General features: G+C 40.5%; 16 protein-coding genes and 1 CRISPR repeat array (1 of these 17 cut by a window edge). Of the genes, 4 read left to right on the plus strand and 12 right to left on the minus strand.

All coding sequences use genetic code 11. The annotated features are described in order from the left end of the window. Nucleotides 1-1,438: a CRISPR direct-repeat array (repeat unit 29 nt; unit sequence ATTCATATTCCACATAGTTAATTGATAAC) (it extends 282 nt beyond the left edge of the window). 682 nt (nt 1,439-2,120) lie between these two features. From CLV36_RS17525 to CLV36_RS10810, 3 genes are all read right to left on the minus strand, one after another. Next, nucleotides 2,121-2,432, minus strand: coding sequence for a magnesium chelatase subunit ChlI family protein (locus tag CLV36_RS17525; protein WP_219904909.1), 312 nt, complete (start codon nt 2,430-2,432; stop codon nt 2,121-2,123). Beyond that, nucleotides 2,356-2,775, minus strand: a complete 420-nt coding sequence (locus CLV36_RS17530) for an ATP-binding protein (protein ID WP_219904907.1) — start codon at nt 2,773-2,775, stop codon at nt 2,356-2,358. Before CLV36_RS17530 ends, CLV36_RS17525 begins: the two co-directional genes overlap by 77 nt. 87 nt (nt 2,776-2,862) lie before the next feature. Next, complete coding sequence (locus CLV36_RS10810) at nt 2,863-3,450, minus strand: VanZ family protein (RefSeq protein ID WP_106342678.1); 588 nt, start codon at nt 3,448-3,450, stop codon at nt 2,863-2,865. Between the two features lie 368 nt (nt 3,451-3,818). Between CLV36_RS10810 and CLV36_RS10815 the strand changes: the two genes are divergently transcribed. From CLV36_RS10815 to CLV36_RS10825, 3 genes are all read left to right on the plus strand, one after another. After that, a complete protein-coding gene (locus CLV36_RS10815; protein WP_106342679.1) occupies nt 3,819-4,151 on the plus strand; it encodes a hypothetical protein in 333 nt (110 codons plus the stop codon). Nucleotides 4,152-4,419: 268 nt separating this feature from the next. Continuing rightward, nucleotides 4,420-4,899, plus strand: a complete 480-nt coding sequence (locus CLV36_RS10820) for a hypothetical protein (RefSeq protein WP_106342680.1) — start codon at nt 4,420-4,422, stop codon at nt 4,897-4,899. A gap of 783 nt (nt 4,900-5,682) precedes the next feature. After that, nucleotides 5,683-6,576, plus strand: a complete 894-nt coding sequence (locus CLV36_RS10825; RefSeq protein ID WP_106342681.1) for a hypothetical protein — start codon at nt 5,683-5,685, stop codon at nt 6,574-6,576. A gap of 405 nt (nt 6,577-6,981) precedes the next feature. Here the strand turns inward: CLV36_RS10825 and CLV36_RS10830 are convergent, their stop codons facing one another. After that, entirely contained in the window at nt 6,982-7,833 is an 852-nt protein-coding gene (locus CLV36_RS10830) for a YifB family Mg chelatase-like AAA ATPase (RefSeq protein WP_106342682.1), read from the minus strand. An 890-nt stretch (nt 7,834-8,723) separates the two neighbouring features. Here CLV36_RS10830 and CLV36_RS10835 point away from each other — a divergent pair. Next, nucleotides 8,724-9,329, plus strand: a complete 606-nt coding sequence (locus CLV36_RS10835) for a pentapeptide repeat-containing protein (RefSeq protein WP_181352992.1) — start codon at nt 8,724-8,726, stop codon at nt 9,327-9,329. Nucleotides 9,330-9,368: 39 nt separating this feature from the next. Here the strand turns inward: CLV36_RS10835 and CLV36_RS10840 are convergent, their stop codons facing one another. From CLV36_RS10840 to CLV36_RS10880, 8 genes are all read right to left on the minus strand, one after another. Further along, entirely contained in the window at nt 9,369-10,709 is a 1,341-nt protein-coding gene (locus tag CLV36_RS10840) for a B12-binding domain-containing radical SAM protein (protein ID WP_106342684.1), read from the minus strand. Continuing rightward, nucleotides 10,706-12,061, minus strand: a complete 1,356-nt coding sequence (locus CLV36_RS10845; RefSeq protein ID WP_181352994.1) for a radical SAM/SPASM domain-containing protein — start codon at nt 12,059-12,061, stop codon at nt 10,706-10,708. Before CLV36_RS10845 ends, CLV36_RS10840 begins: the two co-directional genes overlap by 4 nt. A 69-nt stretch (nt 12,062-12,130) precedes the next feature. Then, nucleotides 12,131-12,307, minus strand: coding sequence for a hypothetical protein (locus CLV36_RS17345; RefSeq protein ID WP_154987833.1), 177 nt, complete (start codon nt 12,305-12,307; stop codon nt 12,131-12,133). A gap of 542 nt (nt 12,308-12,849) precedes the next feature. Further along, entirely contained in the window at nt 12,850-13,278 is a 429-nt protein-coding gene (locus tag CLV36_RS10855; protein ID WP_106342687.1) for an NUDIX domain-containing protein, read from the minus strand. Between the two features lie 550 nt (nt 13,279-13,828). Further along, complete coding sequence (locus CLV36_RS10865; protein ID WP_106342689.1) at nt 13,829-14,101, minus strand: hypothetical protein; 273 nt, start codon at nt 14,099-14,101, stop codon at nt 13,829-13,831. Beyond that, nucleotides 14,085-14,300, minus strand: a complete 216-nt coding sequence (locus tag CLV36_RS10870; RefSeq protein WP_106342690.1) for a hypothetical protein — start codon at nt 14,298-14,300, stop codon at nt 14,085-14,087. The genes CLV36_RS10865 and CLV36_RS10870 overlap by 17 nt, the downstream gene beginning before the upstream one ends. A gap of 12 nt (nt 14,301-14,312) precedes the next feature. Further along, nucleotides 14,313-14,519 (minus strand): hypothetical protein, encoded by a 207-nt coding sequence (locus tag CLV36_RS10875; protein WP_106342691.1) that lies wholly within the window; start codon nt 14,517-14,519, stop codon nt 14,313-14,315. A 70-nt stretch (nt 14,520-14,589) separates the two neighbouring features. Next, nucleotides 14,590-14,811, minus strand: a complete 222-nt coding sequence (locus CLV36_RS10880) for a hypothetical protein (protein ID WP_106342692.1) — start codon at nt 14,809-14,811, stop codon at nt 14,590-14,592. Nucleotides 14,812-14,815 lie beyond the last annotated feature (4 nt).

Here is a 14,815-nt window from a genome sequence, read left to right on the forward strand (position 1 = left end):
ATAACGCTTTTACCTTCCCCAATAGCTTGTACCTCCCTTTATAATTCATATTCCACATAGTTAATTGATAACTCAGTTCTAAAGTTTCCCAATCACATTCCATTGCGATTCATATTCCACATAGTTAATTGATAACGCATGGTGTTTTTCAAGTCATTATGCTAGAGCGTATCTATTCATATTCCACATAGTTAATTGATAACATGCCGCCGGCTTCGATTTTCTTCGGTTCTCCATATATTCATATTCCACATAGTTAATTGATAACGAACAACGTTTCCATTGGTTCCAACTGTCCAACCAGATTCATATTCCACATAGTTAATTGATAACTATTGGTCTTTTCATCTTTCTTCCATTTCCATTGTATTCATATTCCACATAGTTAATTGATAACGGTGTCCACATCTCGTTCGTCCATGTTTAGCACCTTAATTCATATTCCACATAGTTAATTGATAACGACAGGCGATCTCCCACAAAGCCAGCAGGCGGCTAAATTCATATTCCACATAGTTAATTGATAACTGGTATGGTGATGAAGCCCAGAAGTTCAAATTAAAATTCATATTCCACATAGTTAATTGATAACATATCGGCGAGGTACTTGCCCTTGAGGGCTTCATTTATTCATATTCCACATAGTTAATTGATAACTTCAGCATGGATACAAGTTGAAAACACGCTTCTTTGAATTCATATTCCACATAGTTAATTGATAACTGGTAAGGTCGGTCACATCCTTCTGATGGAAGACAATTCATATTCCACATAGTTAATTGATAACTTTTTACTTGACGCAGCGGCTCGTCAAACCGCTTGGATATTCATATTCCACATAGTTAATTGATAACAATACCGCTTATCGCCAAAAATAACCCATTCATCCATTCATATTCCACATAGTTAATTGATAACAATACCGCTTATCGCCAAAAATAACCCATTCATCCATTCATATTCCACATAGTTAATTGATAACTCCCAGACCGCACCGACTTTTCCCCGTCTGTTTTGCATTCATATTCCACATAGTTAATTGATAACCCATTGCTCGCACGTGGGCATTTATGAGTGAAGCGAATTCATATTCCACATAGTTAATTGATAACACGACCTACACCACAAATGGTCTCGCTTTTACGACGATTCATATTCTACATAGTTAATTGATAACACCCATCGACCATGCCGGGCACAGAAGCGGGTTGGCATTCATATTCCACATAGTTAATTGATAACCCCCGGACTGGGAACGATCAAAGACTACAACGAATATTCATATTCCACATAGTTAATTGATAACCGGTACAGTGGCCGCCGCCAAAATGCTGTATGACTTTATTCATATTCCACATAGTTAATTGATAACATAACATGCAAATAACAAAAAATAGCCACCCAAACAAATTCATATTCCACATAGTTAATTGATAACCCTATAAAGTCACATAAGAAAAACCTAGTTATTTCAAGGCTTTCAACAAATTGAATAAGGCTTCAAAACCCCTCCAATTGCATTAAACTTTCAGTATTAATTTGCTTCCCGAGTATATGATAGTGTTCGAGTAAGGTGTTTCAAGGACTTTACTACATTTTATTATAAAAAACCTTACTGCATTTGCCAAACAAAACTAAAGTAAAGGGATCATATTTGCCTGAAGGACATTTCTGCACGACTCCCTTACCGTGATATTTAATGGCAAGATAAACTCGTCTCATAAATCCTCCTGTACTTTTTTACTTATCAGCGAACCTTGCAACTGGTCGGTAAACAACTGATAATAGACGAACTGTTTTTGCATCAATTCTTCATGTGTTCCCATTTCAGCAATGGTTTTACCTTTGATTACGATGGTACGGTCAGCATTAAGAAGATTGTAAACCAATGCGCGATGTCGGTTTTGTCCTTGAAGATATGGTCCAACTCTGTTTCTAATTGTGATTCTATTATTAAAGCTATTTCCAATAATACTTTCTCCTCTTGAATGTATGCCCTATTTGTGGAAGGGGGTTTTTCTCCCCCTGCCCCCACCCATTTCCCTCTCTATATATCCAACTAATTATGAGAACCATATCAATGAAGGTAAGAAACATATTTTTATGCAATTCTCTCCCCGTCACTCCCAAAACTTCCGATCAAGCGCCCGGTAACGGATCGCCTCGGCGATGTGGGCATCGCTGATCTGCTCCGCTCCGTCGAGGTCAGCGATGGTGCGCGCCACTTTCAAAATGCGATCGTGGGCACGGGTGCTTAAGCCCAGGGTGTCGAAGGCTTGCTTCATCAATTGGCGTGATTCTTTGTCTAAGATGCAGTATTCGCGGATGTCTGCCGTGCTCATGGTGCTGTTGGTACTATGTTCTTTCCCTTGGAAACGGTGGGCTTGTCGCTCGCGAGCGCGGAGCGCGGTTAACCCGGTCGCGGATGGCAGTCGAGGATTCCCCTGTTTCTGCGCCGCTCAATGTCTTGAAATCCACTTTGGGGACTTCGATGTGAATGTCAATACGGTTCAGCAACGGGCCGGAGATTTTAGAGCGGTAGCGGCTCACTTGATGTGGAGTACATGTACAGGAGCGGTCTTCTTCGTACCCGAAGTAACCGCACGGGCAAGGGTTCGTGCTCGCTACCAGCATCAGTTCGGCGAGGAACGTCAGGACAGCACGGGCCCGGTCAAAGGTAACTTCGCGGTCTTCCAAGGGTTGGCGAAGCACTTCCAGCACGGTTTTAGAGAACTCTGGCAGTTCATCGAGGAACAGCACACCGCGATGAGCCAAACTCACTTCACTTAGTATTATGAAACGACACAAAAATCTTAGAACTGGGAAGATCTCCATTTTGATGAATGGAACCAACTCTTGTGGTTATTTGGTTTCCATCTCTGCTCTGATTTCCGCTTCACGGTCAGATTTTTTTCCTTTTCCATCGAAAGATAGAATGAATTTAGCCAAGAGTGCACCCATCATGCAGCCAATTAAATTCAAAATTAAATCGTCAATGTCGATAATGTTAGCAGATGAATTTAACACCAGATTGATGATGAGTTGAATAGGTTCAATTGATAGCGTCACAATCAAAGAAATGAGAAACGTTTTTTTGAAGGTAAGTTTTCGAAAGGAAAGTGCGATCAAGAACAGTATCGGAACAGTAATCAGGATATTACCGAATATCTGAACTTTGTTCCCTGTCATTATGTACTCTGTGATCGTTTTAAACGGTATATAGTTACCGTGAAAGGGGCTAACATCCCCATCGACCGTACGACTCAATTTAAAAAACACAGGGGCAACTGTGATAATATAAAACGCATCCATCATCACAATCAGAAAAAACTGTGCAATTTTTTTTACGTTAGGCTTGCGTAGTATGAAATAAAATACTGACGCAACAGTGGCAATCGTACATGCAAGAAGGATGATGGGAGCAAAAAATGTTGGACTCAACAGTAACATTTTGATTCTCCTTATCCGGTTTCAGTCAGTTTAACCGACCTTGTTTCAGTTTAACTAACCTTATTTTTTTGTCCAGATAAGTGTAATCGATCCAGGTGGACAAGGACATCATGATGTGTACGGCGGAAAGAAACACTCGATTTGTTCCCATTGTTCGTCTGACACTTCGTAACAATACTGACTCGTGTGCGTAATCTCCTCTTGATGTGTACTTCTTAAGAAAATACCATTATTTAGAGTTTTCACACACACCCTAATAATGCTAAAAATAACTCTAGTAGCATTTAATCAGATTAAGGAAGGCATGACTTATAATGAAGTTGTTTATATACTGGGCGTAAAAGACACACTTCAAAGAGAAGCACTACATGGAGGTTTTAAAACGCCGAAACTGGGAGTTTGTCAACCGGCGAGCTGTAAATGCAAATGGCATTTTTCATGAACTCCTTTTCTCTTATTTGGTGGAGTTAGGGGAATATAGAGATTTAGGGATTGAGCCGAGAGGGATCCAGCTGACCATCCCTCTCCCTTCAAAAGATTATAATTGGACAGAGCTTGCGGCACTAGCAAAACAAAGGTACAGTGGAAGTTCTACACCTGTTCCCTCCAATCCGTCGCAATCATTCCCACAAACACCACAAACAGAAACAAAGTCCGAGCCCGAAGCGCCTGCAAATCTTCATAGTGATTATGAGTATTAAAAAAAGGAGACGCTGCATGTGCGACCCCTTTTTTATTTTCTTCACAGCTAGTAATGCAGGAAATTTACATAATGGAGAGAAAATAAAAAGACCGGGAAACAACCCGGTCATAGCTTTTCAATCTTCTTCCAAATAAACTTTTTCCCCTTTTTGTGCCGAGCACTTGGGGCAAATCGGGGATCTTTCTTCAGTTCGATAATGATCCCCACACTCTGGGCATGTGTAATCTTTCGCAGGCATTAATCATCACTCCTTAGGAGGCATTGTAATGGGTGGCTATTCGGCATTTTTGCAAGGATACAAACCATCTTTTCTTGCGTCGCACATGTACGAGAAAAATGAAATCGTTAAGTTGCATGCAATGGGATATCCAAACGTCTTCATTGACCATGAATACGGTGGCTCTACCATCTTCTTTGCATCTAGTCAATTGAAAAATAGTTATATTGCCGAAATGAATGGTGTGGAAATGAATTCGAGAGAGGAAATATTAATCATTGGGAAGTATTTAGGATATCCGCCTATTGCTAGTGAATTTTTTGCAGATGTACGCTACAAGGAAGAATTAGAGGCTAAACGCGCATTTTTTAATTACTATGGAATCAATTTTGTAGGCAATGTAGAAGATTCAGAGGAAATTGCAGATTGGCTTTGGTCAAATGTGCCAGCTCCACTGGCTCCTGTTGAGGTTAATTATAAGAAGGAACTTAAACAGATTCATCCTGTACATATGGTAGTAGCCAGATAAATTCATACTACGAAGATCCCGGCGCAGTGGTGCGCCTTTTTTCTTTTACATCAGTGGTCAGGTGGCTCTGGCATTTCAATTACCCCCCCCAATGTTTTGTGTAGATAGCAACTGAAAAGCATGCGTTGCAACTACAATTTAAGTATATATACTTTTCTTGATATTCATCCAAATATAATTATGTTTATTATCGCTTTAATCAACTTTGTATCGCAGATATTTACCGATCAACACATGTTTATATGCAATATACACATCATTTTTTATCCAATATCAATATAAAAGAGAATTCGGCAATTATCCGAATCCCCTTTTATTTAGAAATTATTTAATCTTCAATCGGCGGATCATTTCGTGTTGTGATGGTAAACGATGTCTTTTGGATCTTAAAAGAAGGTTATTTTAACACGAATAAAAAGCTAATATATCTACCTTTTGAAGAAACACGCCAACGCCTATCTAATATCGGCATCCAACCAGATGTTCCTCCATGGATCATCAAGGATGACATAGAAACTCAGTGAAAGGAGGTGAAAGATATGGTGAAACGATTCCAAGGGGAGCCACCCCAAGCGTAATATCCTTATGTTATAAAATCAATCAGGCATGTGACACAACTGCTAATTAGACCAGGTTCGATCAACCACACCAAAACTGAGCAACTCCAATACAACCAACGCCCTGTCCGTTGCTTCGCGCTTCGGGTGGGGCGTTTTAACTAAATAAGTCACAAAAATAATGTTTATTTAGAATTATAGATCAAGCGTGTTAGGAGGGGAATCTATGGACAATTACAATTGGAAAAAAATATTCTATTGGGCTGCTTTTGTGGTCTTTGGTATCTTATCAAAAGGTACTGTGCTGATCCTTGGTTCATTTTGTATCCTTGCTTATGCCACATACCTCTATTTTGTAAAGAAACAAAAAAAACAAAATTGGTTCATTTTAAGTGGTAGTGCGTTTATCGTCGGGTTGATTCTACTAATTCAGTGGGCATCTTCACTACCTCCTGTTGAGCATACACAATCAACAACTAAGCCTGCATCAAAGCCTCAAGTGTCCTTTACCTTCGAGACAACCTCAATCACCACAAAAGAGAATGAGGTAATTATTAAAGGTAGCGTTGAACCAAAGGATGCAACAGTAAAAATTAAAGACGGTAGCAAAGTAACTGAACTAAAAATGATTAAAGCTGGCCAATTTGAATACAAAGCAGACACATCCTATCCTTTGACTTATCGCTTTGAATTTGTCGGGTCAAAAAAAGGTTTCGAAGATGCTAAAGAAACTGTATTAGTTGAAAGACAAAAGACAGCAGCTGAACTCAAAAAAGAAGAAGATGACTTCAAAAACTCATGTAAAACTGTGAAATATGGAGAAATAGAAAAAAGTCCAGACAAATATGTTGGTCAAAAGGTGAAGTTCAAAGGAAAAATCCTTGAAATCCAAGAAGTATCAGGCGTGGGTATCATGCGGATCGCAGTCACTTATATGGGGTATGATATATGGAACTTTAATGATGCAGTATGGGTTAACTACACAGGGACAACAGATGCAGTGAAAGATGATATAGTCACGGTTTATGGAACAATGTTACTTCCAAAAAGCTACACATCCCAAGCCGGTTGGGAAATTACGATTCCTCAGATGGATGCTAAATACATAGAAAAAAAGTAAATAAAAACTTTGTCTTAACCCCAGCAAAACGCTGGGGTTTTCTATTTATATCACGCAAGAAAACATCTATTCTTTTTGCCAGGGGTCCTTACGGCTACCGTTACAACATCAGCAATCTTGCTTTCATATACAGTCACAACAAATGCGCCGTTAACGTTGACACGGTACATGGGCGACCGTAAGTGGGCTTCCTTCTTCTAAAGATATGTGAGTCCTACAATAAAAAAAGTAAGGATAAAACACCTGTTCTATTAGTATTTCAGGAGTCAGACCGCCGCTATTTGTGGAAGGGGGTATGTTCTCCTCTTGCACCCGCCCCCCATTTCCCTCTCTACATACCCAACTAATTATGAGAACTGTATCATAATAAAGGTAAAAACATATCTTAATCCAATTCTCTCCCTGTCACTCCCAAATCTTCCGATCCAGCGCCCGGTAACGGATCGCCTCGGCGATGTGGGCAGCGCTGATCTGCTCCGCTCCGTCGAGGTCAGCGATGGTGCGCGCCACTTTCAAAATGCGATCGTGGGCACGGGCACTTAAGCCCAGGGTGTCGAAGGCTTGCTTCATCAATTGGCGTGATTCTTTGTCCAAGACGCAGTGTTCGCGGATGTCGGCCGTGCTCATGGTGCTGTTAGTGCTGTGTTCTTTCCCTTGGAAACGGCGGGCTTGTCGCTCGCGAGCACGGTTGACCCGGTCGCGGATGGCAGTCGAGGATTCCCCTGTTTCTGCGCCGCTCAATGTCTTGAAATCCACTTTGGGAACTTCGATGTGGATGTCAATGCGGTCCAGCAACGGGCCGGAGATTTTAGAACGGTAGCGGCTCACTTGATGCGGAGTACATGTACAGGAGCGGTCTTCTTCGTACCCGAAGTAACCGCACGGGCAAGGGTTCATGCTCGCTACCAGCATCAGCTCAGCAGGAAATGTCAGGACAGCACGGGCCCGGCCAAGGGTAACTTCGCGGTCTTCCAAGGGCTGGCGAAGCACTTCCAGCACGGTTTTAGAGAGCTCTGGCAATTCATCGAGGAACAACACGCCGCGATGAGCCAAACTCACTTCCCCCGGCTTTGGCACGGTTCCCCCACCCACCAAGCCGGCAGTGGAGATGGTGTGATGAGGTGAACGAAAAGGGCGTTCGGTGATCAGGTGGCCCCGCTCTTTGATTAATCCTGCAATGCTGCAGATCTTGGTCACTTCTAACGACTCTTGCAAACTCATCTTGGGCAGAATGGTGGGAATCCTTCTGGCCAACATCGTTTTAGCTGACCTGAGGAAAGTTGGCGCATTTTATTCAACTGGTTCACCTGTACATCATCTAACCATGATAACCACCTGTAGAATTACAGGTGGTTTTTCTTTTATCTAGATACATCATTGATTGATTTCTTACGACAATGAACAACCTCTGCCAGTACTTCGAAAACAACAAACAAATGAAACAATGACAGAGGGAAAATAGTGATTCAATACCTCATAGGTAGCTCATAAACTGTTCCTTTCAATACAACTACGGATGAATCATCCCAGGGTTTCAATACCTCATAGGTAATTCATAAACCCCTATAGATTCACAAAAATGACTTCTATCACAACTAAATATACCATACACCTTACCTAATATAGATAAATAATTTCAAAATAAAATGAGAACCGTCGTCGATCCCCAGTGTTTTTTGCACTATTATAGATCGACGACAGCGCAAAGAATGGCCTGACCTACCAACGCTGATAAATAAATCTCTGTATCAGACATTCACAAACCCCTTTGCATTACTGATGTAGCAGTTAATCAATAATATTTTCTATTCCAATTCGGCAGAAAAAGACTGTTGACCTTCTTCTGTCAACAACCTTAGCTGACCTGAGGAAAGTAGTGGCATTTTTTATTGACTGAAAACAACCAAGCTAAAGAAATGCGGCTCAACAAACACACCAAATTATCAATCAAATTGAACCACTTGTGCAACAGCTTGAAGCGAGGAACCTCAATATAAAAGATTTTTAACTATAAAAACGTCCGCGATCATATGCCGACGTTTAATTTTTACACTAACCCTACTCTCTCGATATATGCTTCGGGGCTGTTCATATTAGTCGGATTATTGTATATTTTATTAAAGAACAAAGAAAAGGAGAAGTTAGCTTTGGGCGATTGGACAAAAATCGAATTTATTGGAGAAGACTTTAGCTATCAACGAATACCCGTCCTAAAACTTAATAACTGCCGTTTTATTCAGTGCAACTTCAAAAATGCTTTATTACAAGAAGTTAACACCCATCATTGTCTATTTGATCAGTGCGATTTCAAAAACGCAACCATGAACAGTTCAACCCATAAAGGGTCCGCATTTCTTAACTGTCGTTTTGAAAACGCTAATCTATTCGTTTCCATATTTGAGGATTGCAAAATGACCGGGTCATCATTTGGTGAAGCGGATCTTTCCGGTGTTTCCATTAAAGGTGGAGATTGGTCCTATACCTTTTTACGAAACCATCATTTAAAACGATGTGACCTATCCGGTGTACTCTTTAAGGAATCGGACTTATATAATTGTAACTTTGAAAAGTCTAATTTAAGAAATGCAGATTTATCTTATGCAAACGTGTCTGGAGTTTCTTTTAGTGGAGCTGACTTGAGAGGTGCCATCTTAGATGGAATTGATTTAAAAAGTTTAAACTTAAAAGGAACACGAATTGACATTGCACAGGCAATTCAATTAGCTCATTCGTTTGGTGCAAAAGTTGAATAAAAAATAAATGCTTGGACTTATCCAAGCAATTTTCCAAAACTATATATTTAATCGATCTACCAAGAATGCCAGTTCTTCTATTTTCCTAGTTGCCAAGACATCTGTAAGCGATGATGTATCACGATTTGAAATAGCATTTTCTAATTCATCTCTTTTTTGGTTTATGTGCCATTGGTTTAAATCCTCGTAAATACGCTCAACATCCTTGTTTATAAAGTGCCACCCTCTTTGAAACAGGCCATATGTTAAAATACCCTTTTCTTCAAGTTGCCTTTCCATAGGTGTTGATGGTACTACTTTCACAAATGAATTAACCAGCAATTGCGGAACTCTCCATCTACCAATCCTTATAAGCTGTTCGACTTCAAAACGAAGTTGTTCCACCGTTAAAAATGGTTGCCACAAAATGTAACTCAAAAGAATGGTAATTCCAAGCCGATCTGCTTCGTCTAAAATAGTCAGTAGATGCCGGTAGTTTACCTTTTTGTGATAAACATTACTTAGTGTTTTCTGATGTAATGACTCCAATCCCACAGTTATATTGGTCAATCCCGTTTCTGACATTCTTCGGAGGGCCGCTGGAGTTAGACATTCGGCTCGAGTGTTGATACTGTAGTTAATCGGCACCCCTAACCCCTTAATCCCTTTACAAAACTCTTCGATCCGTTCCTCAGCAATGCGTCTATTTCCAAGAAAATCATTATCTGAGAATGTAATGACCCTATCCCCAAACAGATTTAACCCAAACTCAATATCACGAATAACCGCAGACATTGATCTTGGCTTCCATCTAACTCCTTGGCCATTGTTATATGCACAAAAAGAGCATTTTGAATTACAACTTCTACTTGAAAGCAACGAAAGACGATCTTCCGGTTCAAATTCTATGGACATGTCCAAACCAGTAATTCCGGGATGATCATCATTGAACAGGGAATGCTGAACAATTAATTCACCAATTTTTCTTCCCTGGTCCATTCCATTGGGAATCCACCTAATTCCATCCGCATCACAAATTCCTGCTGCTTCTGGAGAGTATTCAATAATCTCTGAAGCAAAAGATGTAGCCATATAGCCGGTAAGCCAGATAGTAGATACTTTTCTTCCCTGTCTCAATTCACTGCATGTATCCACTATTCTTTTTAGCCTTTTCCCGTAGACCAGCGTATTATTGCAGACAATAACAACCCCATCAACATTTAAAGCTGCTGCTTCGTTAAGTGCCAGAATCGTGTCAGATCCCTTCCAATTACAATCTCGTACAATGACATCTAAACCTTTAGACGCCAAAAAGCTACATAAATAAGACGTATGGGCATTGAATTTAACTGTTCTGGGTGTAAATCGCCCTAGTCTTGGTGTGATCACCATTACCTTCATGAATTTATCTCCTCAATTGGTTTATTGAAATGGGAAACCGGATTGGCCGGAGATAAATGACAGGGATCTTGGGCAGTAGTATGGGCAATCACAGAACATCTGCTTTTACACTCCACCCGCCAATTACACGAACCGCAACTCGCTCCAGTCTGATCGGGCAAGTGACGCATTCTCTTTAACACCGACGAATGATACCAGATGTCAGGGAATCGTTGTTCCAACACATTCCCCGCATATAAACTTGGAATAGATATTCCCATAATACAAGGCAAAACGTTTCCACGTTCATCTACATTGGCTCCCACAACACCCGCAGTACAGATAGAACTATCCTTTTGAGTAATATCATTGCAGTTGCTTCCATAATTGATGCGAATATGAGGATACTGATCTTGGAGAACTTGATACCTGTCAATCAAATAGTATTTCTGGTCAAAGGATAGTTGGTATTGATGGAATACCCCATATCCCCTACCCGTAGGAAAGATATTGACAAACTTCACTTCACAGCAACCCAGCTCGGAAGCCAGCCTTACGATCTGGTCAACCTCATGAAAGTTTTTATTGTGAATGGTTACCTCAAGCGAAACATCCATTCTTGATCGTAATTGACGAATTCCCTTGACAGTTTTAACAAATGCACCCGACTTCCCCCTGAAAGCATCATGGGTTTCAGGTGATGCACCATCCAAAGAAACTTGGATTTTATCTATTCCTAGCTCTTCAACAAGTCGATCTGGTGTATCTTCTTTAATCAACGTACCATTTGTTGTAGTGCGGATCACCATATCTTTTTTTCGCGCATAGGCAGACAATTTCCAAAAGCGTTCATCAATAAACACTTCGCCACCAGTGATGAACATTTCAAAAACGTTCAATTCAGCAAAATCATCGATCAATCGATACCAATCATCCTCAGACAAATGACTTGGTACTCCTTGCGGACTTGCGAAACAATAGCAATGTTCACATTTCAAATTGCAAATCGTCCATGGTTGAATATGCATCCAGACAGGAGATGAGAAAGGTTTTTCCATAGCTATCCTTTCTTGCTCTTCGCACAACTGTCTCCAATCACCAGCCGAAAACGGAATACCATCGCCTTTCTTTTCCTTTAAAACGAAATTATCACTCAGGTTTTGGACAATTTCTTCGACCCGGGACGGTAAACAGCTAAGTTCCGAAGCAATAACTTTTGCCACCTGCTTTTTATCTCGCGGTACTTCAAATGACTTTACAATCAAGGTTTCTAAATGATTGAGCCTGGCAACACTTTGGCTTTTTCTAAAGTAAATAAAGCTTCCAAATGGTTCTTCACGAAGCCTTACCAAATCTTTTTTTTGTAAAACCATTGACACCACCCTCCTCATCAATCAAGTATGGAGCGGCGGGCCTATCAAAGACCCGCCATTGCATTGCATCTAAGCCATTTCGTCTTCATCCAAATCATATGCTCCCTTAGCATCAGGAGCAGTTCCTGTGTACGTTCCATCGACTTGTGTCAAAGACACGGCGGTTGCACCTTTATAAAGACGAAAGGTATCTTCGGAAACCTGATTTTGCAAAACGGCTTTCAACATATCCATCACCCTTTTCAAGTTTTTTCATCCCATGACAAAATCGACAACATCAATAACTAGTAATTTTGATAATCACCCCCCTTACGAGATCAAGATGGGCCACCAAAATAACCTGAATTTCCGATCAAAACTTCGGACTAGGCGGTTCGTAATCAGTCCATTCCTTGAACATATACATGCCTCCTTTTAAATCAATTTGGTGCGAAAACAACTACTAATCACTCGTTTGTTTCAACTTCGTTCCTACTTTGCGAACCGGAATATTGAACCAATGTAGCCAATTTAAAATAGTTGGATGTGTTGTACCTAACTTTTTCGTAATTTGAGTAGTGGACAATAATTCCACCCAATACAAATGATAGAGAACATGGGCCATTTTTTTGTCCAATCATTTTTACTTGCCAATAAACACTTTCTCTTTTTAGCATTATTTCTTGAGATCTGATAATGCTCTATATTTACTTGGATGGTGTTTGTAGAACAGCGAAAATGTTTAGTTAGGTCTTGCATCCTGTAACCTTCTTGTAATTTCTGTCTTAGTTCATTTTCAGGGAGCAGTCTCATTGATAAACACCTGGCAACGACTGTTTACGGAATGTTTCGATAAAATTTAGGTGAACTTTCTCCACAACTGTTGAAACTTGCGACAGGCTAAAATACTGAATGCGATTGGCTTTAAAGAATTCCCCGTAGATTTCCGATGTGGCATATACAGCCGTCACAAGATAGGCTAGTTCATCGTCGAATTGAAAGCGATACTTTGGCCCCGAAAAAACTCCAACCAGTCTCATACTCCCCATCACCAAACCTGTTTCTTCAAAGAAGCAACGTCTTGCCGCATCTTCAAGTTCTTCCCCCAGGCCAAGCAAAGCACCAGGAACTTCCCAACGATCTCCGATCTGTTTAAGCAACACTTGCCCCTTTTCATTCACTGCCAACACATGGACGCCAACAACCACGAAGGAGCAGGACTTTGATACATCAGACATAGCTCCTCACCTACTAACTCTGGATTCTTTAAACAATGAACCAGTAATGCCAGATAAAACAACAAGCACTAGTGAAAATCAAGATTACCGACAGCACTTCCACGCAAACCCCTCCACCATGCCCCTTACTTTTTTGTGGGCCGACCACAACCCCGACGCGGGATATTCAGTTTTTCCATCCATTTGAAAACCTGAAAGACAGATACCTTCATCTCTTGAGCCGTTTGTTCAAGACTCATACCCTTCTTCCAATACAGAAAGTAAATGGTTGAAAGCAATTCCTCTTCAATAAATCGTTGTTTTCTCTTTCTTTTCGATTCACATGAAATCCCTAACTTATTTAGCCACTTCTCAACCGTTCTGGGGGTCACATTCAGCTCATTCGCAATTTGGGGAATATCCCACTTCTGCTTTAAGTACAACTCACACAGCACCGTGTTCCGCTTTTCTTTATCCATCATCTTTTTGCGAAATCGAATTTTGTATTTATGGAACCATGTCGTGACTGTAGAAGGGGAAACCTGCAACTGAATCGCGATCTCAGCAGGTGTCATTTTTTCTTCGATGTACATTTGCCAAAGTTGGTTGGCATGTTCTTCTTCTGTCCTTTAAATCGACTTCTTGTACTATGACGTGTCGGGATTTTGAATTGCTTCATCAATGAACGAATCGTCTCATAAGGAACCTTAGTTGCTTCCGCAATGTCTCTCATAGATTTCCACAATTCCCAATACTGATAATGCAATGCTTCCTTTATTCCCTGCTCACTACAGTTCAATGATTTCGCAATCATGATAAACGCTTCCCTATCCATCAGATTCATCAACAAACACCTTTACTACTGATTGATGATGCCCTTGTACGTACTCCCAGCACCCGTCATCATAAACCATTTCCAGCACCACTTTGCCAGATGAAGGAGAAATCATTGGAAGACCAGCTTGCAACAGCCAAATCACATTTTCCTTATCTGTATTTGCGGAATAATAAGGAAACTGAGGACGTGCTTTGTTTTCGATCATTTGTACCCTCCATCATTTGAACCATAAACTCCAACGCTTAAACAAACCTAATCGATCTTTATCTCGCTTCACTTTCTTGCATTCTTGCAATGTAACATTGTGAGCCTCTAAAAAGCGGGCCAGATCCTTGCTGCCGAATTTCATTGCCTTTTGTTTACCGCTTGGTTCATGAAAGATAAGCAACTTCCGATCTGATTCGTCATACCAAAATCGAATCAAGGTAGCTTCTCCTTTCAGAAGCTCCACCTATCCAACCGTACGTGTTATAATACCAGTGTCAAAATCTTTTTTAGGGAGCGGTTTTTTCCGGCTCTCTTTTTTTGTTTTCTCGGAACAAGCCCAATAAATCAATATCGTAGTGAACAACCTGTAAATCCTGCAAGGTTACTTCATAAATGCTTAGAAAGGATTTCATCAACTCTGAATTTACTTTGATATCCTTTCTCTCCTGCGTCTCAGCATGAATGATGACAACTGTCTTCCCCATGATGTCATGCCAAAATTTAATCATGAAC

The organism is Laceyella sediminis, assembly GCF_003003125.1.
Lineage (GTDB): Bacteria > Bacillota > Bacilli > Thermoactinomycetales > Thermoactinomycetaceae > Laceyella > Laceyella tengchongensis.